Genomic DNA, 24,941 nt, shown 5'->3' on the forward strand with positions numbered 1-24,941 from the left:
AGCGCGAACGGGAGCCCCGGCACCGATCCGGGCACCGGCGCCGCCCCGGCGGTCGTCGCCGGCGACCCGCCCCGCGACGCGGACGCCGGCGCCCTCGCCGGTTACCTGCGCGCCCAGGCCACGGAGTTCCTGCGCGCGCTGCGCCGGCACCGCGAATCCGGGGCATCCGGGGCATCCGGGGCGGGAGCGCCGGGCGGGGGAACGGGACCGGGCACGTCCGCCCCGGGCCGGGCGGCCCCGCCCGCCGACGACGTGGACGCGGTCCGCGCCCTGCGCCGTGCGGCCCGCCGCATCAGCGGCACCCTGCACACCTTCCAGCCGCTGCTGGACGCGGGCTGGGCCGACGAGATGCGCCCCGAGCTGGCCTGGCTGTCCGGCACGCTGGCCCTGGAGCACGCGTACGCGTCCCGCCTGGAACGGCTGCTCCAGGCCCTGCACCGGCTGTCCGGCTCGGCGGCGTTCCCGGCCCCGCGCCCGGTGGGCCGGGCCGCCGCCACCGTGCCCGCCGGTGTGCCCGCCCCCGCCCGCCCGGCGTCCCCGGACCGCGGCAGCCTCACCGTGGGCGCCGCCAAGGCGGGCGCGCTGCTCGACCGGCAGCTGACCCTGGCCCGTACCCGGGCACACTCCACCGCCCTCCAGGCACTGGGCAGCAGCCGCTTCCACGCCGTGGCGGACAAGGTCGCCTTACTGGCCAGCGAGGTCCCGCTGCGCGCCACCGGCCGCCCCGACCGTGGCCCCGCCCCCGCCACCTCCGCCTCCGGCCCCGGGACCGCGCCCGTCGACCTGCGCCCGCTGGCCGCCGCCGCCGAGGAGCGCCTGACCGACGCCGTGACCGCTCTGCCCCTGGTCGCCGCGGGCAGTCCGTACAACGCCCAGGCACTGGTCCACGGACTCTCGCCGGACCCGGCCCCGCACCCCCAGGACGCGCCGTGGCACCAGGTCCGCCTGCTGCTGCGGCTGCACCGCTACGCCCTCGAGGCGCTGGCCGGTGCGGACGCCGGGGACACCGGGGACGCCGGGGGCACCGAGGCCGCGGTGGACGTACGGCTCCTCGCGGCCGGTGAGGCCCTGGACCGCCACCGCGACGCCTCGGAGGCCGCCGCGGCCGCCGCCCAGGCCGCCCGTACCCCGCGCATCGCCCCCGCGACGGCGTACGCCCTCGGTGTGCTCCACGCCGACCAGCGGCATGAGGTGGAGGCGGCGAGGTACGCGTTCCAGCACAGCTGGCGCAAGGAGCCGATCAGGCTGCCGTAGCCACAGCCCGCAGGAACCCCCGTAGCAACAACCACAGCGACAACCGGCAGGAACCACCCCCGAAACCACCCCCGAAACCACCGCAGGACGACGGGAGGCGTGAGCGCGCCGTGAGCCCCGCAGACGACGGCACCACCGTCCGTGCGGCCGGCTGCGTCCTGTGGCGTCCCGCTCCGCCGGACGCGGCCCCCGGCCTGGAGCTGTGCCTCGTGCACCGCCCGAAGTACGACGACTGGTCGCACCCGAAGGGCAAGCTCGAACCGGGCGAGGACCCGCTCGCGGGCGCCCTGCGCGAGGTCGCGGAGGAGACGGGGTACGCCGCCGAGCCGGGCGTCGAGCTGCCCACCGTGCGCTATCCCGTCGACGGCCGCCCCAAGGAGGTCCGCTACTGGGCCGCGGCGGCCGGCACCGGCGTCTTCGTCCCGTCCGACGAGGTCGACCGCATCCTGTGGCTGGCCCCGGAGGCGGCCCGCGCCCGCCTCACCCGGCCCCGGGACCGGGCCCTCGTCGACGCGCTGCTCGCCGTGCGCCCACCCGGCGGGCCCGGGGCCCGCTGAGCGCGCGGTGCGCCCGGAACCGGTCCGTGTCCTTGACGTAAGCGTTCCGTGACCTCACCGCACCGTCCTCAGGGGTTCACCCCGCGTTCATTTACGCCCTTCGGCGCCTTCATCTCATCTGCCTAATTTCGGCCTTACCACTCCTCGCACGCCGCCGAATTCAGGACGGCGGCTCCTGGAAGGAACTCCCTCAAGTGAAGCTTCAGCGCATGAACCGGCGGGCCCTCGCTCTCGGTGCTCTCGCCGTCTCCGGCGCCCTGGCCCTCACGGCGTGCGGCTCCGACGACACCGGCGGCAACAGCAGCGGCGGCGACGCCAGCGCGGCCGCCAACAGCAACATCAAGTGCGAGGACGCCAAGGGCCAGCTTCAGGCCTCCGGCTCCTCCGCACAGAAGAACGCGATCGACGCCTGGGTCAAGCAGTACGTCGCGGCCTGCAAGGACGTGCAGATCAACTACAACCCGACCGGTTCGGGCGCCGGCATCACCGCCTTCACGCAGGGCCAGACCGCGTTCGCCGGTTCGGACTCCGCGCTGAAGCCGGAGGAGATCGAGGCGTCGAAGAAGGTCTGCAAGGACGGCCAGGCCATCGACCTGCCGATGGTCGGCGGTCCGATCGCGGTCGGCTTCAACGTCCCCGGCGTCGACACCCTCGTTCTGGACGCGTCGACGATGGCCAAGATCTTCGACAGCAAGATCACCAACTGGAACGACGAGGCGATCAAGAAGCTCAACCCCGACGCCAAGCTTCCGGACCTGAAGATCCAGCCCTTCCACCGCTCGGACGAGTCCGGCACCACGGACAACTTCACCAAGTACCTGAAGGCCGCCGCGCCCGACGACTGGAAGTACGAGGGCGGCAAGTCCTGGGAGGCCAAGGGCGGCCAGTCCGCGCAGGGCTCCTCCGGTCTGGCCGGCCAGGTGAAGGGGACTCCCGGCTCCATCTCGTACTTCGAGCTGTCCTACGCCAAGGACGGCATCAAGACCGTCGACGTCAAGACCGCGGCCGCCGAGCCGGTCAAGGCCACCGTCGAGAACGCCACCGCCGCCATCGGCGCGGCCAAGATCGTCGGCACCGGCAAGGACCTCGCCCTCGAGCTGGACTACACCCCGGACGCCGACGGCGCCTACCCGCTCGTCCTGGTGACGTACGAGATCGCCTGCGACAAGGGCAACAAGGCCGACACCCTGCCGGCCACCAAGTCCTTCCTGAACTACATGGCCTCGGAGGACGGCCAGGGCCTGCTGGCGGACGCCGGCTACGCCCCGATGCCCACCGAGATCATCACCAAGGTCCGCGAGACCATCTCGGGCCTGAGCTGACCCGAGTGCGGTCCGGTCCCCGCCCGGGACCGACAGCGTCCCCCGGCCGGGACCGACAGCGTCCCCCGGCCGGGACCGACGGAGTCCCCACCGGGACCGACAGCGTCCCCGTCCGGGGACCGGACCGCACCGTCCGGTGCACCGCCGCCAGGAGCCCCCGACCGGGGCTCCGCCCGAGCCGCCGACCACGGCGGCTCCGCAGACCGGAGAACCCGATGGACATAACAACGGACACCCAGAAGCCAGCCCCCTCCCCCGCGCCCCAGCCGACCGCCCCCAGGGACAAGCGCACCGCGCGCGGCGCCTCCCGCCCCGGCGACCGGATCTTCGTCGGGCTCTCCCGCGGGTCCGGCATCCTCGTGCTGGTCATCATGGCCGCCATCGCGGCCTTCCTCACCTACCGCGCCTGGCTCGCCATCAGCGAGGACGAGGCGAACTTCTTCACCAGCTTCGAATGGAACCCGACCGGCTCCCCGCCGGAGTTCGGCATCGCGGTCCTGGCCTACGGCACCATCGTGTCGTCGGTCATCGCCATGGCGATCGCCGTCCCGGTCTCGGTCGGCATCGCGCTCTTCATCACGCACTACGCACCGCGCAAGCTGGGCGGTCTGATCGGCTACGTGATCGACCTGCTCGCCGCCGTGCCCTCGATCGTCTACGGCCTGTGGGGCGCCCTCGTCCTCGTGCCGCACCTCAACGGACTCTACGGCTGGCTCGACACGTACCTCGGCTGGACCGGGATCTTCGAGTGGAACGGCGGCGCGGGACGCTCGCTGCTCACCGTGGGAATCCTGCTGGCGATCATGATCCTGCCGATCATCACCAACGTCAGCCGTGAGGTCTTCCGGCAGGTCCCGCGCATGCACGAGGAGGCCGCGCTGGCCCTCGGCGCCACGCGCTGGGAGGTCATCCGGATGTCGGTGATCCCCTTCGGCCGCTCCGGCGTCATCTCCGCCTCGATGCTCGGCCTCGGGCGCGCGCTCGGCGAGACGATGGCCGTGGCCATGGTGCTCTCCCCGACCTTCGACATCTCCGCCAGCCTGCTCGACCCGGGCGGCGGCACCTTCGCCCAGAACATCGCCAGCAAGTTCAACGAGGCCACCCAGATGGGCCGCGACGCCCTGATCGCCTCCGGTCTGGTCCTGTTCGTCATCACCCTGCTGGTCAACGGCGGCGCCCGCATGATCATCGCCCGCCGCAAGGAGTACTCGGGGGCCAACGCATGAGCAACGCAACCCTGACCCCCGCCCCCAAGAACCGCAGCTCCCTGCGCGCCGCCACCCTGCCCAAGTGGTTCCCCTGGGCGGTAGCGGCCGGCTCGGTCGTCGCCGGCCTCGGCATCAGCACGGCCGCCGGACTGAACAGCAGCATCCAGTGGGCCCTGATCGCCGCGGTCCTCTTCGTCGCCGGCTCGTACGGCATCTCCGCCCGCGTCGAGGGCGGCCGCCAGGCCAAGGACCGGATCGCGACCAGCATGGTCTGGGTCGCCTTCCTGCTGGCCCTGATCCCGCTGATCTCCCTGATCTGGGAGACCGTGAAGCAGGGCGTGAAGGTCCTCGACGGCTACTTCCTGACCCACTCGATGGGCGTGGTCGGCGACAGCGAGCCCGGCGGCGGCATCTACCACGCCATTCTCGGCACCCTGGAGCAGGTCGGCCTCGCCACCCTGTTCTCCGTGCCGATCGGCGTGCTCACCGCGATCTACCTGGTCGAGTACGGGCGCGGCAGGCTCGCCAAGTCCGTCACCTTCTTCGTGGACGTCATGACGGGCATCCCGTCGATCGTCGCGGGCCTGTTCGTGCTCAGCCTGTGGGTCCTGATCCTGGACATGGGCCCGTCCGGCGTGGCCGGCTCCTTCGCCCTGTGCATCCTGATGATCCCGGTGGTCGTCCGCTCCACCGAGGAGATGCTCAAGCTCGTCCCGAACGAGCTGCGCGAGGCGTCCCTCGCCCTGGGTGTGCCCAAGTGGCGCACGATCCTCAAGGTGGTCCTGCCGACCTCGGTGGGCGGCATCGTCACCGGCGTCATGCTGGCCGTCGCCCGCATCACCGGCGAGACGGCCCCCGTACTGCTGCTGGTCTGGGGCACCGACTTCATCAACGCGAACCCCTTCCAGGATCCGCAGGAGTCGCTGCCGATGTACATCTACCTGCAGTACGGCGCGGGCTCCGACGCGGCCTACGACCGTGCCTGGGCGGCGGCCCTGACGCTGATCGCCTTCATCATGATCCTCAACCTCGCGGCCCGCGGCATCGCCCGCTGGAAGGCCCCGAAGACGGGTCGCTGACGCGACCGACGCAGAACAGTCAGCGACTCGGACCGAAAGAAGCAGTGATACCCATGGCCAAGCGCATCGATGTCAGCGGCCTCAACGCCTACTACGGCTCCTTCCTGGCCATCGAGGACATCTCGATGACCGTCGAGCCCCGCTCCGTGACGGCCTTCATCGGCCCCTCCGGCTGCGGCAAGTCCACCTTCCTGCGCACGCTCAACCGCATGCACGAGGTCACCCCCGGCGGCCGCGTCGACGGCAAGGTGATGCTGGACGACGAGAACCTCTACGGCGCCGGCATCGACCCGGTGGCCGTGCGCCGCGAGGTCGGCATGGTCTTCCAGCGCCCGAACCCGTTCCCGACGATGTCGGTCTACGACAACGTGGCGGCGGGCCTGCGCCTGAACGGCAAGTACAAGAAGTCCGAGATGGACGGCATCGTCGAGAAGTCCCTGCGCGGTGCCAACCTCTGGAACGAGGTCAAGGACCGCCTGAACAAGCCGGGCTCCGGCCTCTCCGGCGGCCAGCAGCAGCGCCTGTGCATCGCGCGGGCCATCGCGGTCGAGCCGAACGTCCTGCTGATGGACGAGCCCTGCTCCGCCCTGGACCCGATCTCCACCCTGGCGATCGAGGACCTGATCGGCGAGCTGAAGGAGCGCTTCACGATCGTCATCGTGACGCACAACATGCAGCAGGCGGCGCGCGTCTCGGACCGTACGGCGTTCTTCAACCTGGCGGCGGTCGGCCAGCCCGGCAAGCTGATCGAGATCGACGAGACGGAGCGCATCTTCTCCAACCCGTCGGTCCAGGCCACGGAGGACTACATCTCCGGCCGCTTCGGCTAGAGACCTCTCGGTTCAAGACTCCTCGGTCCAAGACCCCTCGGTCCAAGACCTCCCGATCCCCTCGCGGTGCTGCATGGCGGTGCCACCGCGAGGAGCACAAGGGCCCGCCCCCGGAATCCGGGGGCGGGCCCATCGCCGTGAGGGGGCGCTCGCTGCCGGAACGCGCTACAGGAACGCCAGGTTCACGATCCAGAACGACACCGCGGCCACCACCGCGGCCGCGGGCATCGTGATGAACCACCCCATGATGATGTTCTTCGCGACCCCCCACCGCACGGCGTTGACCCGCTTCGTGGCCCCGACGCCCATGATCGCGGAGGTGATCACGTGCGTCGTCGAGATCGGCGCGTGGAAGATGAACGCCGACCCGAACATGATCGACGCCCCCGTCGTCTCCGCGGCGAACCCCTGCGGCGGATCCAGTTCGATGATCTTCCGTCCCAGCGTCCGCATGATCCGCCAGCCACCGGCGTACGTCCCCGCGGACAGCATCAGCGCGCAGGCGAGCTTCACCCACACCGGGATCGGGTCGCCGTAGTCCTCGACGTCGGCGATGACCAGGGCCATCACCACGATGCCCATCGTCTTCTGCGCGTCCTGGAGACCGTGCCCGAGCGCCATGCCCGCCGCCGACACCGTCTGCGCGATACGGAAGCCGCGCTTGGCCTTGTGCGGATTGGTCCGCCGGAAGATCCACATGATCGCGGTCATCACCAGGTAACCGGCGAGCAGACCGACGACCGGCGACACGAACATCGGGATGACGATCTTGTCGACGACCCCGTGCCAGTACACGGTCGTGCTCCCGGCCAGCGCCGCGCCGACCATGCCGCCGAACAGGGCGTGCGAGGACGAGGAGGGCAGCCCGAAGTACCAGGTGATCAGGTTCCACACGATGGCGCCCACGAGCGCCGCGAAGAGGATTCCCATTCCCTTCGAACCCTCGGGGGTCTCGATCACCCCCTCACTGACGGTCTTGGCGACCCCGGATCCCATGAACGCGCCGGCCAGGTTCATGACCGCGGCCATGGCAAGCGCCGCGCGGGGCGTCAGCGCGCGCGTCGACACCGAGGTGGCGATCGCGTTGGCCGAATCGTGGAAGCCGTTGGTGTAGGTGAAGAAGAGCGCGACCCCGATGGTCACGACCAGAGCGAAGGTGTCCATGAAGAGGTCAGGACTCCTTGACCGCGATGGTCTCCACCGTGTTGGCCACGTGCTCGAACGCGTCGGCCGCTTCCTCCAGCACGTCCACGATCTGCTTCAGCTTCAGCACCTCGATGGCCTCGTACGAGCCGTTGAAGAGGTGCGCGAGCAGCTTGCGGTGGACCTGGTCGGCCTGGTTCTCCAGCCGGTTGACCTCGATCCAGTACTCGGTGAGGTTGTCCATGGTCCGCAGGTTCGGCATGGCCTCGGCGGTCAGCTCGGCGGCCCGCGCCAGCACCTCGATCTGCTGGTCGACGCCCTTGGGCAGTTCCTCGACGTTGTAGAGGACGACCAGGTCGACGGCCTCCTCCATGAAGTCCATGATGTCGTCGAGGGACGAGGCGAGGTTGTAGATGTCCTCGCGGTCGAAGGGCGTGATGAACGAGGAGTTCAGCTGGTGGAAGATCGCGTGCGTGGCGTCGTCACCCGCGTGTTCGGCGGCCCGCATACGCTCTGCGATCTCGGCCCGGGCGGATGCGTCCGCCCCGAGCAGTTCCATCAGGAGCTTGGAGCCCGTGACGATGTTGTCCGCGGAGGCGGCGAACATGTCGTAGAAGCTCGTCTCCCTGGGGGTCAGACGAAAGCGCACGTGGGGTCCTCGGGGTGCATCGGTTTCGGTCAGGCTGATGCTAGGCGCATCATCCGGCCACTGCTATCGGCCGTCCACCAGTGTCGCCCATCAGGCAGAGTGATGAGCAGGGGGGCGACGTCGGCCGCTCCGGCAAGGGCCCCATACCCGGGAAAGTTCGTTACCATATACCCACCAGGGGTATATGTCCGTTATTGGAGGACGCGATGACGACCACCGAGGCCGGCGCGGGTGCGCCCTCCGCCGCCGTGGACCAGACGGTGGACCAGGTGGAGACGGACGGCACGGACATCGTGACCGACCACGACCGCGGGGTGCACGGGTACCACAAGCAGAAGGGCGAGCACCTCAAACGCCTGCGCCGTATCGAGGGCCAGATCCGCGGCCTTCAGCGGATGGTCGACGAGGACGTCTACTGCATCGACATACTGACCCAGGTCTCCGCGTCCACCAAGGCGCTCCAGTCCTTCGCGCTGCAACTGCTCGAGGAGCACCTGCGCCACTGCGTCGCCGACGCGGCCCTCAAGGGCGGCACCGAGATCGACGCCAAGGTGGAAGAGGCGACGAAGGCGATCGGCCGGCTACTGCGCACGTGAGCGCTCCTCGGCCACGCGCAGCACCTCGTCGATGCTCTCCAGGCTGAGCCGCTCCCGGGCGGCCGACGCCGCGATGATCAGCTCGCCGCACAGCTCGATCTCGGCGAGGGCCACGTGGTCCTGAACCGCCGTACCGCCGACCGGAGCCACACGCGTCACCTCGTCTCTGCCGTCACCGACTTCCTAGAGTAGGGAGCGGCCTACGCACCGCGCATGGCACGGAAGGGCTAGTTCTTGCCGTCCGCCGCCGTGCCGTCCGTGGCGCCGCCGGCCCCCGCGGCGCCCGGCTCGGCGGCGATCCTGCCGGCGTAGATGTCCGCGTCCTCGGGCAGCCGTACCTGGACGGCGGCGCCGAAATCGTAGAGCAGCGTCGTCGAGGCGACGTCCACGATGCCGGTGCCGTCCTCCTGCCCGTTGGAGAAGCTGAAGCGGTGCCGGACCTTGCGGATACGGCCCTCGTCGTCGAGGTAGGCGTCGAACGGCACCTCGGCGGTGGCGAACCCCTCGGCGGCCGCCGCCAGCGCCTTCCTGTTGCCCTCCGAGGCACCGCGCGCCGCCCGCGCCAGATCGGCGGTCCCCCGGTAGTGCCGCACCGCCGTGCCGGCGACCTCCGTGCGCCCCACGAACGTGGCCGTACGCGTCCCCCGCAGCACCTCGGCGGCGGCGAACGGGTCCGTCGCCCCGCCGGTCACCAGGTTCCCGTCGGACAGCGACTCGGTCTCCACCCGCACCCACTTGTCGTCGGGGACACCGGCGCCGCGGTTCTTCATGAACAGGGCCCCCGGGGCGAGCAGCTCCGTGATCGGCCGGTGCTCACTCGTCCCCGCCGGATCCTGGGGCAGGCGCACCTTGAGCTGCCCGAGCCGCTCCGCGAAGTCGTACACGCCCTCGCCCCGGATGGTCACCCGCGTCCCGCCACTGGCCATCTGCATCGCGGTACGCGCCTTGGCGCTCCCGGCGGCCACCAGCCGGTCGGCGGCCCGGTGCAGCACGGCGACGGGATCACCACCGCCGGCGCCCTCGACGGAGGCCCCCTGCCCGGCACCGGAACACCCGGCGCCCGCCAGACAGACACAGACCACCCCGCCGGCGAGGGCGACACGGCCGCCCGTCCGCCCACTCCGCAGCTCCCGCTCTCGCTCCTGCTCCCGCCCGACCATCGCCACCTGCTGTCCCAGCCGTCACGCCCGTTCCGGACCCCCTGCCGTCCCGCTTAACGAGGGGCAGGCGACCCCGGTAACGTTGTGGGCGTGGCGCAGCAGGACGGTCTCGAAGCCCCCGGGGACACCCCGGAACACCTCACGACAACGGTCGAACAAGGCCCCTTCTGCCTGGCCCGCTGCACCTGCGGCTGGCGAGGCCCAGCAAGAAGAGCCAGAAGCCAGGCCCGCACAGACGCCCAGTCCCACACCCCCGCGTAGCCGCCGCAGCTGCAGCAACTGCCGGAGTCGTGCCGCCCCAGCCGCGGGCAGTCCTGCCGCCGTAGCCGCGGGCAGTCGTGCCGTCCGAGCTGCGGGCAGTCGTGCCGCTGGGGCGGCACGGGTGGGCGGTGGGGGCACCTCCCGCTCGAGCGAAGCCGAGAGTGGGGGAGGCACCCCGCACCGCCGGGCAGCGCCCCCACCACCGGCCACCACCCACGCCTCCCACCCCGGCCGTACACCTGTACTGCCGCCGCCCGCGGAACCCCGACCCCCCACACCCCCGTCTCCCCCCAAGACCCCCCACGGGACGCGGAGGCGACATGCACCGGCGCACATTCCTGGCCACCACAGCCGCAACCCTCGCGGCCACCACATCCGCCTGCACAGGCAAGGACCACACCCCCGGTACGGACTCAAAAGGCGCCGAGAACACCAAAGGCACCGCGGCCAGAACCACCACCGCGACCCACACCGGCGGCAAAGGCCCTGCCGCCACCCCGCGCCCCGCCACCTGGACCGCCCTGGCCGAATCCCTGGACGGTCACCTGATCCGCCCGGGCGACCCCACCTGGAAATCGGCCCACCAGCTCTACAACACCCGCTTCGACACCCTCGAACCCACCGCGGTCGCCTACGCCGCCCACTCCGACGACATCCGCACCGCCCTCTCCTACGCCCGCGCCCACCACATCCCCGTGGCGATCCGCAACGGCGGCCACAGCTACGCGGGCTGGTCCTCCGGCAACGGCCGCCTGATCATCGACGTGTCGAAACTCGACCGCGTCCGCGCCTCCGCCGGCGAGGCGGTCGTCGGCGCCGGCGCCAAGCTGATCGACGTCTACCGCGCCCTCGCCGCGAAGGGCGTCACCGTCCCGGCCGGCTCCTGCCCCACCGTCGGCATCTCGGGCCTCACCCTCGGCGGCGGCCACGGCGTCGTCTCCCGCGCGTACGGCCTGACCTGCGACAGCCTCACCCGGGCCACGCTCGTCACGGCGGACGGCAAGGAACTCACCGCCGACGCGAGCGGCCCCCACAAGGACCTCTTCTGGGCCCTGCGCGGCGCGGGCAACGGCAACTTCGGCATCGTCACGGAGTTCCACTTCCGCACCCACCCCGCGCCCAGGGCCGTATCGGCGTACCTGACCTGGCCCTGGCACAGGGCGGCCGCGGTCGTCCGCGCCTGGCAGGAGTGGGGCCCGGACCAGCCCGACGAGATCTGGTCCTCCCTCCACCTGGCCTCCGCCCCCGGCCACACCCCCACCGTCTCGGTCGCCGCCTTCTCCCTCGGCACCCACGGCGAACTCCAGAACGCCGTGGACCGCCTCGCCGACCGCATCGGCGCCTCCGCGAGCCACGTCTCCCTCAAGCGCCGTACGTACGAGGAGTCGATGGAGATGTACGCGGGCTGCTCGTCCTTCTCGACCGACGCCCGCTGCCACCTCCCGGGCTCCGCTCCCGGCCACTCGCCCCAGGGCTCGCTCGGCCGCGAGACGTACGCGGCCCGCTCGGACTTCTTCGACCGCTCGATCCCGCCGGCCGGCGTCGAGGCCCTGCTCGCGAGGCTCCCGCGGGTGCACGGCGGCGCGGGCAGCATCGCGTTCACGGCGCTCGGCGGGGCGGTGAACCGCGTCTCCCCCACGGCCACCGCGTTCGTGCACCGGCGCTCACGGACTCTGGCCCAGTACCTCGTCTCGTGGCGGCCGGGCACGAGCGGAACGGCGGCACGGTCCTGGCTGGATTCCGCCTACGGCGCGATGCGCCCGTACGCCTCGGGCGCCGCCTACCAGAACTACACGGACCCGGATCTGACGGACTGGCGGAAGGCCTACTACGGAGACGCGGCCCCGCGTCTGGCACGTCTGAAGCACCAGTACGACCCGGACCGCGTCTTCACCTACCCGCAGGCGCTGTGAACGCCGGCCGCCAGAACGCCGGAACGTCAGGCGGCGAGATCCCGCTCCCCCGACGTCTCGGAGGCACTCTCCTTGCGCGCCCCGGGAATCACGGCGTCGCGCCCCGCGACACCGGCCCGTCCTCGCGCGCTGACCAGCCACCCCACCCGCGGTGAACGCTCGATGGCCCGGGTCAGCGGCGTCAGCAGCGCCATGGCGACCGGCGACAGCAGCAGCGCGACCGCCGTACCGAGGGCGAACCCGCCCACGACGTCCGTCGGATAGTGCACGCCCATGTAGACCCGGGCGAAGCCGCCGAAGAGCGCCAGCACGATGGCCGCGATCCCGAACTTCCGGTTGGCGACGAACAGTCCGACGGCCAGGGCCATGCAGAGCGTGGCGTGGTCGCTCACGAAGGAGAAGTCGTTCTTCCCCTCCACCAGCACCTCCAGCCCCTCATGGGACTTGAAGGGCCGGGGCCGTTCCACGAAACCCCGTATCGGCACGTTGACGAGGACGGCGACCCCGGCAGCGAGCGGCGCCCAGACGAGAGCGGCCACGCTCGAGGCCGCGTCCTCACCGCCCCGCCGCCGCACACCCCACCAGCACCAGAGCACCAGCAGCACGATCGCGAACAGCAGTCCGTACTCACCGACGAACTCCATGACCCGGTCGAACCAGTGCGGTGCGTCCTTGGCCAGGCCGTTGATGTCGTAGAGCAGCTCGACGTCGGGGTTCGACCCGGATTCGGCGAGTCCAGCCATGGCGCTGCGGCCCCTTCGTCATGTCCTCCGGCGCACCGAGCGCGCGCCTCTTCTGCCACCCCCGTGGTCAGCTACACGTCAACAGGAACGCACGGCCCCTGTTGATACGTTCCACACTCCACTGAATGATCACGCAGACGTTATCGAAGAGAGACACGTCGCCGCAGCTCAGGGCAGGGTTTCACGCTGGGTCCACACCCTTCCATTCACACCGTGGTGGGCAGCGCTTTCGCGCCATCCTCGGTGACCCGGGTGGCCCCGAAATAGTCGGGGGTGTCGATCGGGTCGAACCGGATCACCGCTCCCGTACGCGGCGCGTCGATCATGTACCCGCCGCCCACGTAGATCCCCACGTGCCGGATGGCCCGCGAGTTGGTGAGGTCGTCCGAGAAGAACACCAGGTCCCCCGGCAGCAGTTCCTCGCGCGCCGGGTGCGGCCCCGCGTTGTACTGGTCGTTGGCGACCCGGGGCAGCTCGATCCCGACACTCTCGTACGCCGCCTTGGTCAGCCCCGAGCAGTCGAACCGCCCACCCTGCTCGGCGGTCCCGTTCCCACCCCACAGATACGGCGTCCCGAGCTTCTTCTGCGCGTAGGCGATGGCCCCGGCGGCCTGCTCGGACGGATCGACCCGGCCGGTGGGCGCCGCGAAGCTCTTCTCCAGCGTCGTGATGACCCTGACGTAGTTCTGCGTCTCCTTGTACGGCGGCACACCCTGGTACTTGATCACCGCGTAGGCCCCCGCGTTGTAGGAGGCCAGCATGTTCTCGGTCGGATCGCCGGGCACGTCCTTCACGTACGAGGCGAGCGAGCAGTCGTACGACGCCGCCGAGGGAATCGCGTCCGCCGGGTCCCACACGTCGCGGTCCCCGTCCCCGTCCCCGTCGATGCCGTGGGTGGCCCACGTGCCGGGGATGAACTGCGCTATGCCCTGCGCCGTCGCAGCGCTCTGGGCCCTCGGGTTGAACCCGCTCTCCTGGTACAACTGAGCCGCGAGCAGCGCCGGGTTGATGGCGGGGCAGAGATTCCCCCACTTCTGCACGATCGGCTGGTACGCCGCGGGCACGCTCCCCTTGGCGAGCCTCTTGGCTCCGCCGCCCGCCCCGCCGGCCACGTTCCCGGCGACGAGGTAGACCCCCACGACGAGCAGCATCACGAAGCCCATCCCGAGGGCAACCGCGACACCGGCACCGACCCACATCTTGCGCATGGTCCAACCATCCCCCATGCGCACGCGGTTCAGTGACGTTTCCCGGCCATGTCGCGCCCGCCGGGCGGTTGGCCCTGGTTCCAAGGTCCCTCCCGGGACGGGGCCACAGACCGAGGCGGGTCCCCGGCCGCCGGGGCGATCATGTGCGTCGTTCGTTCGAGCCGAGGAGGGGCCATGCGGGTGGAGCAGGTGGACCAGGTGGACTGGGTCGACGTACCGGCCGGGCTACTGCGCCGGGGCACACCGGTCGACGAGGTGGGGGCGGTGGCCCACCGCTATGCCGACACCGGCGTGCCGCTGGAGTGGTACCTGAAGGAGGCCCCGCGCGCGGAGATCCACGTCCCCGCGTTCCGGATCGCCCGTACTCCGGTCACGGTCGGCCAGTGGGCACGCTTCACGGCGGCCACCGGCCGGCCGGCACCCCGGCCGTCACCGGCGGACCACCCGGTCACCGGGGTCACCTGGGAGGCGGCGACGGACTACTGCCGGTGGGTCGGACAGCGGCTCGGCGGCCTGGACGTGCGGCTGCCCACGGAGGACGAGTGGGAACGCGCCGCACGGGGCGACGACGGCCGCGAGTTCCCGTGGGGCGAGGAGTACCGCACCGGTCTGGCCAACCTGGTGGACCTCGGGATCGGCACGACGACACCGGTCGGCTCGTTCCCCGACGGCGCCAGCCCCTTCGGCGTGCTGGACATGGCGGGCAACGCCGACGAGTGGACCTCGACCCTCTACGCCCCCTACCCCGGCGCCCCCGCGGAGGTGCCGAAGACCGAGGACTGGGCCTTCGACCGGCACATCACCCGGGGCGGCGCCTTCCGTCACGACCGGGACCTGGCCCGGTGCGCCCGCCGGCACGGCGCCTACGAGCCGGACCTCGCGGCGATCGGCATGGGCTTCCGCCTGGCGGCCCCGGCCGCGTAAAGGCCGCTGACACCCAATCAGGGCCTAACGACCGAACCGCATCCCAGGTTTCGCTTACACATCGTTGCCAGCCATGCCCCGCCGTGATACACAGAGTGACGATACGACCACCAGGAGCCGTCCGGCGCCGACTGACCAGCCGGCGCCGGACGGTGACAGACTGTTCGCACGAAACCCGCCAAACAATGACGCCAACGCGACATGCGAGGGCGTCATCGTCGGCGACAATGAGGCTTGACCTCTGCACGTCCGCAGAGGGCGCGGAACTACCCAACAGGGGCGGTGACTTACATGCTCTTTGCGGCCGACGAGGGAGACATCAACACCATCATCGGGGGGATCGCTCCGGACTGGGGCCCCTTCGGTGCGCTGGGGACCGAGGCGAAGACGATGGTCCAGGTCGTCATGGCCGTCGCCATTCTGCTCTGCCTCGGCATCGCCATCTGGGGCGCCGCCAAGCAGCGCATCGGTGCCACCGCACTGCGGGACACCTTCAGCGCGGAGCAGGGCAAGGGTCTGATCATCGCGGGGCTGACGGGCGTGTTCATCATCGGCTCACTCGGCACGCTCTTCACCATCGTGTACGGGATGGCCGTATAACCCGGCACTCATCCGTCCCTCCCCCTCCATCCCACCCGCCCGTCGTGCCAACCGGCTGAGGTTGCGTTTCCCTGATGTCGAGTCATAACACCGCGCCCGAGCGGGACCCAGCACGGCTACCGTCGTACGTACACGGCCGACCCGACGTCGAGGGGGCGTACGCGGCATGAGTCTCGGAGACGATCACCACTCGTCCGGCGATTACGGCGGCACCGGCGGGACACGGCTCCGGCTCCCGGAGGAGGACGGCGGCCCCCGACGCGGCGGCCCCTCCTCCTCCCGGAGCCTGGTCACCGTGGTCGGCGTCGTCGTCCTGCTCATCGCGGCGATCGCCTTCGCGAACCGTGGAGGCGACGGTTCCGCATCCGCGGAGGGCGGCGACGGCGACAAGCCGAAGACCTCGGCGACGGCACCCACGGGCACGCGCCCGGTCCAGTCGGGCTTCGCCCACGACGAGCAGGGGGCGCAGAGCGCGGCGGCGAACTACGCGGTGGCGTTGGGCTCCGACGGGATGTTCGACAAGGCCAGACGGCACGAGATCGTGCAGGCCCTCGCCGATCCTGGCTGGGTCGATCGCCTCCAGTCAGGTTTCGACGCCGACTACTCGGAAGCCTTCCTCAAGAAGATCGGTCTCGACAAGAACGGCAAGGCTCCTGCGGGTGTCACCTTCGTCAACCGGACACTGCCGGCAGGCACGAAGGTGACAGCGTTCAGCAGCAGCGCCGCCACCGTCGATGTCTGGTGCAACGGGCTCTTCGGGCTCACCGGTGAGAAGACGACCAATCCGGTGACGAACAGCTGGTTCACGGTGACGATGAAACTGAGCTGGGGCGGCAGCGACTGGAAGGTCACAGAGACCAGCCAGAAGAACGGGCCGACCCCGGTACCCGGGGACAACCCTGTTTCTGGTGCCGACGAAATGAGCAAGGCGGTCCAGGAGTTCGGAGGCTTTACCTATGCTCGGTAGCCAGCACCGCGCGCTCAAAGTCACCGCCCTGGTGGCCGCTGCTCAGGCAGCCGCCATCCTGTTCTCAACCCGCGCCTTCGCCGAGCCCAGCCCGACGCCGACGAAGGACGACCCCTGCTCGCTCATCGCGGGCCCGGCCAAGAAGTACTGCGAACGAGGCGAAGGCGCGGCCCAGCGCAGCCCTGGGACCTCCGACACCCTCCCCGACTCCCTCGACCCCCTCTCCTCCCTCGCCAAGGGCTGTGCCGACGCGGCCGCCTGGACCGTCGACACGCTCAGCAAGGCCGTGCAGAACACCGCCGACGTCGACTTCACCAACGGCACGTTCCTCAAGCAGTACGGCATCGTCTTCGCCGCGTCGACGATCCTCACCCTGGTCCTCTGGCTGCTGGCGGTGGCCAAGCGTGCCGTGCGCGGAGTCCCCCTCACCACCGCGCTCTCCGAGGCCGTCGGGTTCCTCTGGCTCACCGTGCTGGCGTCGGCCTTCACGCCGTTGATCCTGTACACGATCGTGTCGGCCACCGACGCCGTCACCGACGTCCTGGCCAAGGGGACCGGCGACCAGACCGACACCTTCTTCGGCACGTTCAGTCAGGCGCTGAAACAGGGCAACGACATCGGCGGCGGCCCGATCATGCTGATCCTGGTGTCGTTCGTGTCGATCATCGCGGCCGGCGTCCTCTACCTGGAGCTGTACCTGCGCGCCGTCCTGCTCTACGTCGGCGCCCTGCTCGGCGTCGTCGTCTACGCCGGCCTGGTCGACAAGAACCTGTGGGGCCACGTCCGCCGCTGGGCGGGCATCATGATCGCCGTGATCATGGTGAAGCCCGTGATCGTCATCGTGCTCGGCCTCGCCGGCGCGCTGACCACGGAGGAGGGCCCCGACTCCGTCGCCGCGATCGTGTCCGGCCTCGCCATCATCCTGCTCGCGATCTTCGCCTCCGCGATGATCTACCGGTTCGTCCCCGGCTTCGGCGACGAGATCGCCAACGGCCGCAACAACCGCATCATGCAGGGCGCCGAGGGCAAGGCGGCCGCAGTGATCAGCTCCCCGGCGAACCTGGTCGCACAGGGCATCAGAACCCACAGCGGCCGCGGCGGCGGTGACGGCGGACAGTCCTCGTCCTCCGCGGCCGCCCGCCCCTCGAACCCCGCCTCCGGCGGAGTCGCCGCGCACAGTTCGCGCCCCTCGAACGGCGGCGGCGGAAATGTCCCCTCCGCCGCACCCGCACCGCGCTCCGGCAACCCGGTGAACACACCGCACGCAAGCAACAACCGCAACACTCGCAACAGCCAGAACACAGGAGGTGACGGGCGTTGACGACCGAGTCCCACGTGTCCCATACGGTCACGCCCCGCCGTACGTATCTGATCGGCCGCGCCCGGCCGAACGCGATCGTCGGCCGCAACCGCGAGACCGGTGAGATCGCGCTGATCGTCGCGGGCGCGTTCCTCGGCATGATGTGCGGGCTGCTCGTCCCCGTCCTGTCCCTGCGCATCGTGCTGCTCGTCGGCTTCCCGATGCTCGCGCTCGCGGCGGTCTACGTGCCGTACAACCACCGGACCTTCTACCGGTGGTTCGAGATCAACCGCAGCTACAAGCGCACCCTCCGCAGGGGCACCACCTACCGTTCCGGCGCCATCGAGGCCGGTACCCGGATCGACGGCCGGGAGGTCGAGGTCGGCCCGCCGCCCGGCATCGGCCGCATCTCCTGGCTGGCCGCGCCCTTCGGACCGGACGAGATCGCCGTACTGCTGCACGCCGACCGCAAGACCGTGACGGCCGCCATCGAGATCGAGGGGCCCGGCGTCGGCCTGCGCGACTCCGAGGACCAGGAAGCCCTCGTCGACCGCTTCGGCACCCTGCTCAAGCACGTGGCCAACGGCGACGGCTTCGTCACCCGCATCCAGATGCTCGCCCGCACCCTCCCGGCCGACCCCGACGCGCACGCCAAGGACGTCAGCCAGCGCGGCGACGAGAAGTCACCGCCGTGGCTGCGGCAGTCGTACGACCAGCTCCAGTCGATGGTGTCCACCAGCAGCGAGCAGCACCGCGCGTACCTGATCGCCTGCATGCACTACAACCGCGAGCTGGCCGCCGAAGCGCACACCATGGCCCGCGCCGCCCGCCCGCACACCGGTCGCAAGCTGGACCGGGACGCCGGGCTCGCGGTGGTCATGGCGCGCGAGCTGACCGACATCTGCTCCCGCCTCCAGGAAGCCGACATCCGCGTCCGCCAGCCGCTGGGCCAGGGCCGGCTCGCCTCCCTCGTCCACGCCATGTACGACCCGGACCACCCGATCGACCACATCCAGGCGATGACCAAGCGCAACGCCTGGCCGGCCGAGCTGGACGCGATGGAGCCCACCTACCTCCAGGCCAAGACCCGCGAGTCCGCCACCCGCGCCCCCTGGTGCCACGCCACCGCCTGGATCAAGGAGTGGCCGATGACCCCGGTGGGCGTCAACTTCCTCGCGCCCCTCCTCGTCCACACCCCGGACGTGATCCGCACGGTCGCCGTCACGATGGACCTCGAACCGACCGAGGTCGCCATCGAGCGGATGCTGACCGAGAAGACGAACGACGACGCCGAGGCGTCCCGCGCCGCCAAGATGAACCGGACCGTGGACCCCCGCGACATCGCCGCCCACGGCCGACTCGACCAGCGCGGCGAGGACCTCGCCAGCGGCGCGGCCGGCGTGAACCTGGTCGGCTACATCACCGTCTCCTCCCGCACCCCCGAGGCCCTGGCCCGCGACAAGCGGACGATAAGGGCGTCGGCCGGAAAGTCGTACCTGAAACTGGAGTGGTGCGACCGTGAGCACCATCGCGCCTTCGTGAACACTCTTCCGTTCGCCACCGGCATCCGAAGGTAGGGGCTGAGCCTGATGCGGGACCCGCTGACCGTCCTCACCGACGCCTTCACGTCCTTCCTGTTCGGGAAGGTGGAGACGACCCGCCTCCCCGTCCGCACGTCCACCGGCCAGGCCCAGGCGGTCTACCTGCCGACGGCCGCCCCCGGCCTCGGCGACTCCGGCGTGATCATCGGCCGCGAGGTCTACTCCGGCAAGGGCTACATCTACGACCCCTTCCAGCTGTACGGCCAGCAGCTCCCCGCCCCGCACTGGCTGGTGCTCGGGGAGTCCGGCAACGGCAAGTCGGCGCTCGAGAAGACGTACGTCCTGCGCCAGCTCCGCTTCCGCGACCGCCAGGTCGTCGTCCTGGACGCCCAGGGCGAGGACGGCGTCGGCGAGTGGAACCTCATCGCCGAGGAACTGGGCATAACCCCCATCCGCCTCGACCCGATGGCCGCCCTGGACCACGGCATCCGCCTCAACCCCCTCGACCCGGCGATCACGACGACGGGCCAGTTGGCGCTGCTCCGGACGATCATCGAGGTCGCGATGGGCCACGGCCTGGACGAACGCTCCGGCTTCGCCCTCAAGGTCGCCCACGCCTACGTCAACGAGACCATCGTCGAACGCCAGCCGGTCCTCACCGACATCGTCGAGCGGCTCCGCCACCCCGAGCCGGAGTCCGCCGAGGCGATGAACGTCGCCATAGACGACGTACGGGCCTGGGGCCTGGACGTGGCACTCGTCCTGGACCGGCTCGTCGACGGTGACCTGCGCGGCATGTTCGACGGCCCGACGACCGTCGGCATCGACCTCGACGCGCCCCTCATCGTCTTCGACCTGTCCCACATCGACCGCAACTCCATCGCGATGCCCATCCTCATGGCCATCGTGGGCGTCTGGCTGGAGCACACCTGGATCCGCCCCGACCGGAAGAAGCGCATCTTCCTGGTCGAGGAGGCCTGGCACATCATCAACAGCCCCTTCGTGGCGCAGCTGTTCCAGCGGCTGCTGAAGTTCGGGCGCCGGCTGGGCCTGTCGTTCGTGGCGGTGGTGCACCACCTGTCCGACGTCGTCGACGGTGCGGCGGCCAGAGAGGCCGCGGCCATCCTCAAGATGGCGTCCACGCGCACCATCTACGCCCAGAAGGCCGACGAGGCACGTGCCACCGGACGCGTCCTCGGCCTGCCCCGCTGGGCGGTGGAGATCATCCCCTCCCTCACCCCCGGCATCGCGGTCTGGGACGTCAACGGCAACGTCCAGGTGGTCAAACACCTGATCACCGAGACCGAACGCCCCCTGGTCTTCACCGACCGCGCGATGACCGAGTCCTCCGCCGACCACCTGACCGACGACGCCCTGCGCGCCGCCGAGCTGGAGGCGGAGGAGCGGGCGGCGGCGTTCATGGAGCAGCACATCGGCGACTCGTCGGAATCGACGGTGGCGTAGGGCCAGTGGGCCAATAGGCCAGCAGGACAGCGGGACTGCGGGACGAGGAGAGGTACCGGACGCATGAGACCGGACGACCGCCGCGATCAGCGGCCGGCCCAGGGCGGCATCCCCGACGGCCTGCTGATCGGCGTACTGGCCTTCATCCTCGGCATGACCCTGCTGGTGTGGACGGCGACCGGCCTGTCCGGCCTGTTCGCCCACGGCTCCTGGCCCGACGGCGTCGGCTTCACCGGCACCCCGCAGGCCATGCGCCACCTGATCGCCGATCCCCACGACATTCCCGGCGCCTGGCCGGACGCCCCCGAGACGGCACTCTCCGGGTACGGGCTCTTCTGGGGGCTGTTCATCGGGCAGCTGATGGTGCTGGTGGTGCTCACGGTGTTCGTGATGGGCACGGTGGCACGGTGGCGCGCGGTACGACAACGACGGCGCGAGGAACCGGCCCCCGCACCGGCGTCGGCACCGCCACCGGCACCGGCACCGGTGGCGCAGGAGACTCCGGTCCAGGAACCCCCGCGACACGAGGTGCCCACCCCCAGGGCGCCGCAACAGGAGCCGGCCCCGGAAACCGACTCCTCAGCCTCTGCGGCCAACGGCAAACGGGGGGGCGGCTGGGAGACACACCGTGCCGAAGGCGCGGTGCACTACGGCCCCAGGGAAAGCCGCCACGAAACCGCAACCGGCGCCCTGCGGGACGCGGAGGGCGCCGCCCTCGTCGTCACCTCCGACCCCGCCCTCTGGTCGGAGACCAAGGACGCCCGGGCCAAACTCGGCCCCACCCACCTCTACGACCCGAACCACCTCTGCGACACCCCCGCCCGCTTCCACTGGTCCCCCACCGCGGGTTGCGAGGACAAGCAGACGGCCACCGCCAGAGCCGCCGCCCTCCTCGCACCGGTCCGCCCCACCGCCCGCCTCGACCAGGCGGTGGCCGACACGGCCGAACTCCTGCTGCGCAGCTACCTGCACGCCGCCGCCATCGACGGCCGCACCGTCCGCCACGTCCACCGCTGGTCCCAGGGCCTCCAGGTACAGGACGCCGTCCGCGTCCTGCGCACCCACCCCAAGGCCGCCCCCGGTTCCGCCGGCGAACTCGAGGGGTCCCTCACCGCGCATCCCGAACGCCGGGACATGGCACAGCAGCTGACCGCCCGGGCCCTGGCCGCCCTCTCCACGGTCAATATCCGTGAGGCCTGCACTCCCCACCGAAGTGATGCCCTCGCCTTGGATTCCTTCGTCCACGAACAGGGAACCCTTTACGTGGTGGGGGAATCGATCGAGGACCCCCGCACGAGCGCGGGCGCGATGCCGCTGCTGACGGCGCTCGTCTCCAGCGTGGTCGAGCGCGGCCGGCGCATGGCCGAACGGTCATCCTCCGGTCGCCTCGACCCACCAATGACGCTCGTCCTGGACGACGTCGCCGCCGTGGCCCCGCTCCCCCAGCTCCCGGAGCTGCTGGCCGGCGGCACGGACCTGGGCATGCCGACCCTGGCCCTGCTCCGCTCCCGCGAACAGGGCCGGGCCCGCTGGCCCCACGACGAACTGCCGGTGTAGCGGCGCCGAAAGGCGTCGCCGTCAGCGCTCGAGGACGTACTCCAACTCGTGGTCCCCGGGCCCGCCCTCCAGCGGCACCGTCCGCCCGCTCGGCGCGAACCCGGCCTTGCGGTACGCGCCCTGCGCCCGCCCGTTGTCCGGATGGACGATGAGCCGCATCCGCTCCAGGCCGTCCGACCACGCCCACTCGGCACCGGCGTCGAACAGCGCCTTGGTCAGCCCGGTCCCCCGCCACTCGGCCCGTACGAACACCCCGACGACGTGCCCCTGCCGCCGCTCCACCGGAAACCCGGCCCAGTCCGTCGCCCCGGCCTCCTCCACGACCACCGTCAGCGTGCCGAGCCACAGCCCACCGGGCCCCTCGGCCACGATCTGCCGCGCCCCGGGCGCCCCCTCGGCACCCCAGGCCGCCCGCTCCTGCCAGTAGGCGTCGGTCCGCGCCGCCGCGTCCTCGTACGTCTCCAGATACGCGAGATCCGCGACCGGGTCCCGCAGCGCGCGCAGCCGCAGCTCCTTCACCGCGGGCCACTCGTCGGCGCGTATGGGGCGGATCACGTAGTCACCGGGGACCGAGGCAGTCATGCCGGCCACCGTAATACCCGGGTACTACGCCTCTCACCTCATATACGGCCGCCGGGACGACGCCTCCCGCCCCCGTATCCCCGACCATGGTCGGATGGACCACGTGGACGCCGCCCGGCCCGCGCCGGAGGACCGAGTCGCCGAACCCCTCACCGAGTACATCCAGCGCTTCACCCGGCGAGTCCGAGACTTCGACCGGCGCCGTCCACTCGTGTGGGACCTGCACCTGACCGGGTTCTGGCTGACGGCCGCCCTCATCGACCTCAGCGCCTACCTCAACGGCGGCCGGCGCTACGTCGCCCACAACCTGGACGTGCCCAGCGGGCTGCTGCTCGCCCTGAGCCTGGGCTTCACGGTTCCGCTCCTGTGGCGCCGCTCCCACCCGGCCGCGGTGCTGCTCACCATGACCCCGGTCGCCCTCCTCAACGCCTGGAGCGGCGCCATCCTCCAGGCCGCCATGCTCCAGCTGCTCGTCGTCTTCCACATCGCCCTGCGCCTGTCCCTGCGCACCCTCTCCTGGGCCGCCCTCCTCGTCCTCACCCCGGTTGCCGTCTCGGCCATCCGTTACGGCGACCAGCCCACCTGGGAGCAGCAGATCGGGGCGCAGCTGATGTCCGTCGCGGTGGCGGCGCTCATCGGCATCACGGTCCGCACCCGCCGCGACCACACCGAGGTCCTCGAGGACCGTGCCCGCCGCCTGGAAACCGAACGCGACCAGCAGGTACGGCTCGCCGCCGCCGCCGAACGCGCCCGCATCGCCAGGGAGATGCACGACATCATCGGCCACAACCTCTCCGTCATCACCGGCCTGGCCGACGGCGGCCGGTACGCCGCCGCCAAGTCCCCCGACCGCGCCGCCCAGGCCCTCGACGCCATCGGCACCACCAGCCGACAGGCCCTGGGCGAGCTCCGCCGCCTCCTGGACGTCCTGCGCGACGACGCCCAGGACGGCGCGGCACCCGACCTGGCCCCACAGCCGGCCCTCACCGACCTCGACCGTCTCCTCGACGGCGTCCGCCGGGCCGGCCTGCCCGTCCACAAGACCGTCAAGGGCGAGCCCGCCCTCCCCGAGGGCCGCCAGCTCACCCTCTACCGCGTCATCCAGGAAGCTCTCACCAACACCCTCAAGCACGCCGGCCCCGACGCGACCGCCCACATCGACCTCTCCTACGGGACGGACGGCGCCGCCACCCTCACCGTCACCGACACGGGCCGGACGGCCCCGCCGCAGACCCCCGCCCCGTCGAGCGGCCGCGGCCTGCCGGGGATGCGCGAGCGAACATCCCTGTACGGGGGCACACTTGAGGCCGGTCCACGTCCCGCACCCGAGCGGGGCTGGCGCGTCCACCTTCACCTACCGGAGGAATCCCCGCAGTGACCACCGTCCTCATAGCCGACGACCAGCCCCTCCAGCGCTTCGGTTTCCGCATGCTTCTGGAGAGCCAGGACGACATGACGGTCGTGGGCGAGGCGACCGACGGCGCCGAAGCCACCCGGATGACGGCCGAACTCCATCCCGACGTCGTCCTCATGGACGTCCGCATGCCCGGCCTGGACGGCATCGAGGCGACCCGCCGCATCGTCGCCGGCGGCGGCCGCTCCCGCGTCCTCATCCTCACGACCTTCGACCTCGACGAGTACGCCTACTCGGGGCTGCGCGCCGGCGCCTCCGGCTTCCTCGTCAAGGACGCCCAGCCGGAGGAGCTCCTCTCCGGCATCCGCGCGGTGGCCACGGGCGACGCGGTGGTCGCCCCGAGCCTGACCCGCCGCCTGCTCGACGCGTACGTCCACCACCTGCCGGCCGCGGCGGAGCCGAACGGTTCGCCCGACTCCGCCGATCCCCGCTTGGCCCCGCTCACCGAACGCGAGACCGAAATCCTGCGGGTCATGGGCCAGGGCTGGACCAACACGGAGATAGCGCAACGCCTGCACCTGGCCGAGTCGACGGTCAAAACCCATGTGGGCCGCATCCTGGCCAAGACGGGCTCGAGGGACCGCGTCCAGGCGGTCATCCTCGCCTATGAGACGAAACTGGTCGGCTAGAAAAGCAGGGGTAAACGGGAAGAGTAAACGAGGGGGTAAA

24 protein-coding genes are annotated in these 24,941 nt (G+C 71.0%); 17 read left to right on the top strand and 7 right to left on the bottom strand.

Annotation, left to right across the window (positions count from 1 at the left end):
- Positions 1–105 precede the first annotated feature (105 nt).
- The 6 genes from Sco07f_RS27415 to pstB all read left to right on the top strand — a co-directional run bounded on the left by Sco07f_RS27415 (position 106) and on the right by pstB (position 6,250).
- Positions 106–1,254 carry a CHAD domain-containing protein gene (locus tag Sco07f_RS27415; RefSeq protein WP_108989497.1) on the top strand — a complete coding sequence of 383 codons (1,149 nt, stop codon included), beginning with the start codon at positions 106–108 and terminating at the stop codon, positions 1,252–1,254.
- Positions 1,255–1,364: 110 nt separating this feature from the next.
- Positions 1,365–1,811, top strand: coding sequence for an NUDIX hydrolase (locus Sco07f_RS27420; RefSeq protein WP_108989473.1), 447 nt, complete (start codon positions 1,365–1,367; stop codon positions 1,809–1,811).
- 194 nt (positions 1,812–2,005) lie between these two features.
- Positions 2,006–3,133, top strand: a complete 1,128-nt coding sequence (gene pstS / locus Sco07f_RS27425; RefSeq protein WP_007451057.1) for a phosphate ABC transporter substrate-binding protein PstS — start codon at positions 2,006–2,008, stop codon at positions 3,131–3,133.
- A 215-nt stretch (positions 3,134–3,348) separates the two neighbouring features.
- Positions 3,349–4,359 carry a phosphate ABC transporter permease subunit PstC gene (gene pstC, locus Sco07f_RS27430; RefSeq protein ID WP_007451059.1) on the top strand — a complete coding sequence of 337 codons (1,011 nt, stop codon included), beginning with the start codon at positions 3,349–3,351 and terminating at the stop codon, positions 4,357–4,359.
- Complete coding sequence (gene pstA / locus Sco07f_RS27435; protein WP_007451060.1) at positions 4,356–5,420, top strand: phosphate ABC transporter permease PstA; 1,065 nt, start codon at positions 4,356–4,358, stop codon at positions 5,418–5,420. The genes pstC and pstA overlap by 4 nt, the downstream gene beginning before the upstream one ends.
- A gap of 53 nt (positions 5,421–5,473) precedes the next feature.
- A complete protein-coding gene (gene pstB / locus Sco07f_RS27440) occupies positions 5,474–6,250 on the top strand; it encodes a phosphate ABC transporter ATP-binding protein PstB (RefSeq protein WP_007451062.1) in 777 nt (258 codons plus the stop codon).
- A 165-nt stretch (positions 6,251–6,415) separates the two neighbouring features.
- Here pstB and pitH read toward each other — a convergent pair whose 3' ends face one another.
- Both pitH and Sco07f_RS27450 read right to left on the bottom strand, forming a co-directional pair.
- Complete coding sequence (pitH, locus tag Sco07f_RS27445; RefSeq protein ID WP_007451046.1) at positions 6,416–7,414, bottom strand: low-affinity phosphate transporter PitH; 999 nt, start codon at positions 7,412–7,414, stop codon at positions 6,416–6,418.
- Positions 7,415–7,421: 7 nt separating this feature from the next.
- The gene (locus tag Sco07f_RS27450) at positions 7,422–8,042 is read right to left on the bottom strand and encodes a DUF47 domain-containing protein (RefSeq protein WP_007451048.1); all 621 of its coding nucleotides are present in this window, start codon (positions 8,040–8,042) and stop codon (positions 7,422–7,424) included.
- 206 nt (positions 8,043–8,248) lie between these two features.
- On the opposite strand from Sco07f_RS27450, the gene Sco07f_RS27455 reads away from it, so the two are divergent.
- Positions 8,249–8,638: a metal-sensitive transcriptional regulator gene (locus Sco07f_RS27455; RefSeq protein WP_007451064.1), complete on the top strand. Its 390-nt coding sequence runs from the start codon at positions 8,249–8,251 to the stop codon at positions 8,636–8,638.
- Here Sco07f_RS27455 and Sco07f_RS40225 read toward each other — a convergent pair.
- Positions 8,624–8,788 carry a hypothetical protein gene (locus tag Sco07f_RS40225; protein ID WP_007451049.1) on the bottom strand — a complete coding sequence of 55 codons (165 nt, stop codon included), beginning with the start codon at positions 8,786–8,788 and terminating at the stop codon, positions 8,624–8,626. The two genes, Sco07f_RS27455 and Sco07f_RS40225, sit on opposite strands and share 15 nt — an antisense overlap.
- Positions 8,789–8,865: 77 nt before the next feature.
- A complete protein-coding gene (locus Sco07f_RS27460) occupies positions 8,866–9,798 on the bottom strand; it encodes an SCO4651 family lipoprotein (protein ID WP_108989474.1) in 933 nt (310 codons plus the stop codon).
- A gap of 581 nt (positions 9,799–10,379) precedes the next feature.
- Here Sco07f_RS27460 and Sco07f_RS27465 point away from each other — a divergent pair.
- On the top strand, positions 10,380–11,972 hold the full coding sequence (locus tag Sco07f_RS27465) for an FAD-binding oxidoreductase (protein WP_108989475.1): 1,593 nt from the start codon (positions 10,380–10,382) through the stop codon (positions 11,970–11,972).
- Between the two features lie 26 nt (positions 11,973–11,998).
- Here Sco07f_RS27465 and Sco07f_RS27470 read toward each other — a convergent pair whose 3' ends face one another.
- Positions 11,999–12,715, bottom strand: coding sequence for a phosphatase PAP2 family protein (locus Sco07f_RS27470; protein ID WP_007388831.1), 717 nt, complete (start codon positions 12,713–12,715; stop codon positions 11,999–12,001).
- Between the two features lie 206 nt (positions 12,716–12,921).
- A complete protein-coding gene (locus Sco07f_RS27475) occupies positions 12,922–13,941 on the bottom strand; it encodes a C40 family peptidase (protein ID WP_078581467.1) in 1,020 nt (339 codons plus the stop codon).
- 156 nt (positions 13,942–14,097) lie between these two features.
- On the opposite strand from Sco07f_RS27475, the gene Sco07f_RS27480 reads away from it, so the two are divergent.
- From Sco07f_RS27480 to Sco07f_RS27510, 7 genes are all read left to right on the top strand, one after another.
- Positions 14,098–14,847 carry a formylglycine-generating enzyme family protein gene (locus tag Sco07f_RS27480; protein WP_108989476.1) on the top strand — a complete coding sequence of 250 codons (750 nt, stop codon included), beginning with the start codon at positions 14,098–14,100 and terminating at the stop codon, positions 14,845–14,847.
- Between the two features lie 291 nt (positions 14,848–15,138).
- Positions 15,139–15,447, top strand: a complete 309-nt coding sequence (locus tag Sco07f_RS27485; RefSeq protein ID WP_003974839.1) for a DUF8827 family protein — start codon at positions 15,139–15,141, stop codon at positions 15,445–15,447.
- A 166-nt stretch (positions 15,448–15,613) separates the two neighbouring features.
- Positions 15,614–16,414: a hypothetical protein gene (locus Sco07f_RS27490; protein ID WP_108989477.1), complete on the top strand. Its 801-nt coding sequence runs from the start codon at positions 15,614–15,616 to the stop codon at positions 16,412–16,414.
- Positions 16,404–17,735: an energy-coupling factor transporter transmembrane component T family protein gene (locus Sco07f_RS27495; RefSeq protein WP_174855418.1), complete on the top strand. Its 1,332-nt coding sequence runs from the start codon at positions 16,404–16,406 to the stop codon at positions 17,733–17,735. The genes Sco07f_RS27490 and Sco07f_RS27495 overlap by 11 nt, the downstream gene beginning before the upstream one ends.
- Complete coding sequence (locus tag Sco07f_RS27500) at positions 17,732–19,291, top strand: SCO6880 family protein (RefSeq protein ID WP_054101690.1); 1,560 nt, start codon at positions 17,732–17,734, stop codon at positions 19,289–19,291. The genes Sco07f_RS27495 and Sco07f_RS27500 overlap by 4 nt, the downstream gene beginning before the upstream one ends.
- Positions 19,292–19,303: 12 nt before the next feature.
- On the top strand, positions 19,304–20,719 hold the full coding sequence (locus Sco07f_RS27505; protein WP_003974843.1) for an ATP-binding protein: 1,416 nt from the start codon (positions 19,304–19,306) through the stop codon (positions 20,717–20,719).
- A 63-nt stretch (positions 20,720–20,782) separates the two neighbouring features.
- A complete protein-coding gene (locus Sco07f_RS27510) occupies positions 20,783–22,276 on the top strand; it encodes a P-loop NTPase family protein (protein WP_108989478.1) in 1,494 nt (497 codons plus the stop codon).
- Positions 22,277–22,297: 21 nt separating this feature from the next.
- On the opposite strand, the gene Sco07f_RS27515 is transcribed toward Sco07f_RS27510, so the two are convergent.
- Complete coding sequence (locus Sco07f_RS27515; protein ID WP_174855419.1) at positions 22,298–22,858, bottom strand: GNAT family N-acetyltransferase; 561 nt, start codon at positions 22,856–22,858, stop codon at positions 22,298–22,300.
- A gap of 94 nt (positions 22,859–22,952) precedes the next feature.
- Between Sco07f_RS27515 and Sco07f_RS27520 the strand changes: the two genes are divergently transcribed.
- Together Sco07f_RS27520 and Sco07f_RS27525 are read left to right on the top strand one after the other, a co-directional pair.
- Positions 22,953–24,236 (top strand): sensor histidine kinase, encoded by a 1,284-nt coding sequence (locus Sco07f_RS27520; RefSeq protein ID WP_054101693.1) that lies wholly within the window; start codon positions 22,953–22,955, stop codon positions 24,234–24,236.
- On the top strand, positions 24,233–24,901 hold the full coding sequence (locus Sco07f_RS27525; protein WP_007388845.1) for a response regulator: 669 nt from the start codon (positions 24,233–24,235) through the stop codon (positions 24,899–24,901). The genes Sco07f_RS27520 and Sco07f_RS27525 overlap by 4 nt, the downstream gene beginning before the upstream one ends.
- The last annotated feature ends 40 nt before the right edge of the window (positions 24,902–24,941 follow it).

It is taken from the genome of Streptomyces coelicoflavus (assembly GCF_003112555.1).
GTDB lineage: Bacteria > Actinomycetota > Actinomycetes > Streptomycetales > Streptomycetaceae > Streptomyces > Streptomyces coelicoflavus.

Excerpts from the sequence above, each read along its gene's own strand:
- pitH (WP_007451046.1), bottom strand. The coding sequence starts at position 7,414 with ATGGACACCTTCGCTCTGGTCGTGACCATCGGGGTCGCGCTCTTCTTC.
- pstB (WP_007451062.1), top strand. The coding sequence starts at position 5,474 with ATGGCCAAGCGCATCGATGTCAGCGGCCTCAACGCCTACTACGGCTCC.
- Sco07f_RS27475 (WP_078581467.1), bottom strand. The coding sequence starts at position 13,941 with ATGGGGGATGGTTGGACCATGCGCAAGATGTGGGTCGGTGCCGGTGTC.
- Sco07f_RS27505 (WP_003974843.1), top strand. The coding sequence starts at position 19,304 with ATGCGGGACCCGCTGACCGTCCTCACCGACGCCTTCACGTCCTTCCTG.
- Sco07f_RS27455 (WP_007451064.1), top strand. The coding sequence starts at position 8,249 with ATGACGACCACCGAGGCCGGCGCGGGTGCGCCCTCCGCCGCCGTGGAC.
- Sco07f_RS27520 (WP_054101693.1), top strand. The coding sequence starts at position 22,953 with ATGGACCACGTGGACGCCGCCCGGCCCGCGCCGGAGGACCGAGTCGCC.
- Sco07f_RS27480 (WP_108989476.1), top strand. The coding sequence starts at position 14,098 with ATGCGGGTGGAGCAGGTGGACCAGGTGGACTGGGTCGACGTACCGGCC.
- Sco07f_RS27485 (WP_003974839.1), top strand. The coding sequence starts at position 15,139 with ATGCTCTTTGCGGCCGACGAGGGAGACATCAACACCATCATCGGGGGG.
- Sco07f_RS27465 (WP_108989475.1), top strand. The coding sequence starts at position 10,380 with ATGCACCGGCGCACATTCCTGGCCACCACAGCCGCAACCCTCGCGGCC.
- pstC (WP_007451059.1), top strand. The coding sequence starts at position 3,349 with ATGGACATAACAACGGACACCCAGAAGCCAGCCCCCTCCCCCGCGCCC.
- Sco07f_RS27490 (WP_108989477.1), top strand. The coding sequence starts at position 15,614 with ATGAGTCTCGGAGACGATCACCACTCGTCCGGCGATTACGGCGGCACC.
- Sco07f_RS27510 (WP_108989478.1), top strand. The coding sequence starts at position 20,783 with ATGAGACCGGACGACCGCCGCGATCAGCGGCCGGCCCAGGGCGGCATC.
- pstA (WP_007451060.1), top strand. The coding sequence starts at position 4,356 with ATGAGCAACGCAACCCTGACCCCCGCCCCCAAGAACCGCAGCTCCCTG.
- Sco07f_RS27460 (WP_108989474.1), bottom strand. The coding sequence starts at position 9,798 with ATGGTCGGGCGGGAGCAGGAGCGAGAGCGGGAGCTGCGGAGTGGGCGG.
- Sco07f_RS27495 (WP_174855418.1), top strand. The coding sequence starts at position 16,404 with ATGCTCGGTAGCCAGCACCGCGCGCTCAAAGTCACCGCCCTGGTGGCC.
- Sco07f_RS27470 (WP_007388831.1), bottom strand. The coding sequence starts at position 12,715 with ATGGCTGGACTCGCCGAATCCGGGTCGAACCCCGACGTCGAGCTGCTC.
- Sco07f_RS27515 (WP_174855419.1), bottom strand. The coding sequence starts at position 22,858 with ATGACTGCCTCGGTCCCCGGTGACTACGTGATCCGCCCCATACGCGCC.